The sequence below is a fragment of the Gluconobacter sp. P1D12_c genome (assembly GCF_018812105.1).
Taxonomy (GTDB): domain Bacteria; phylum Pseudomonadota; class Alphaproteobacteria; order Acetobacterales; family Acetobacteraceae; genus Gluconobacter; species Gluconobacter oxydans_A.
Map to the genome: position 1 here is coordinate 1 of NZ_JACSIQ010000672.1, position 397 is coordinate 397.

A 397-nucleotide genomic window follows, 5' to 3' on the forward strand; every position below is an offset into this window, starting at 1 on the left:
TTCTGCGCACAGGCTGTCCGTGGCGGGACATGCATGAGCGCTACGGCAAATGGAACTCGGTCTATGTCCGGTTCCGGCGTTGGGCTGAGCAGGGGGTGTGGGATGCTCTGCTGCAAACCCTGATAGACCTCGACCTGACCGATAACTGGCAGCATATGGTCGACAGTACCGTAGTCCGTGCCCATTCACAGGCTACGGGCGCAAAAGGGGGGCTCATTCGGAGGCTTTTGGTCGATCACGCGGCGGCTTTACGAGCAAGATCCATGTCCGATGTGACAATCAGGGATGCCCTCTTGGCTTTGTCCTTACCGGAGGCCAGGTCTCGGACTACAAAGCCACAGACGCCCTGATGAAGCTGTCTGTCCCGCCCCCCAAAGCCATGCTGGCTGATCGGGGC

1 pseudogene is annotated in these 397 nt (G+C 59.7%); it reads left to right on the top strand.

From position 1 onward, the window contains the following. Window positions 1-259: 259 nt before the first annotated feature. Window positions 260-397, top strand: a pseudogene (locus KP705_RS21625) (IS5/IS1182 family transposase); the annotation flags it as partial.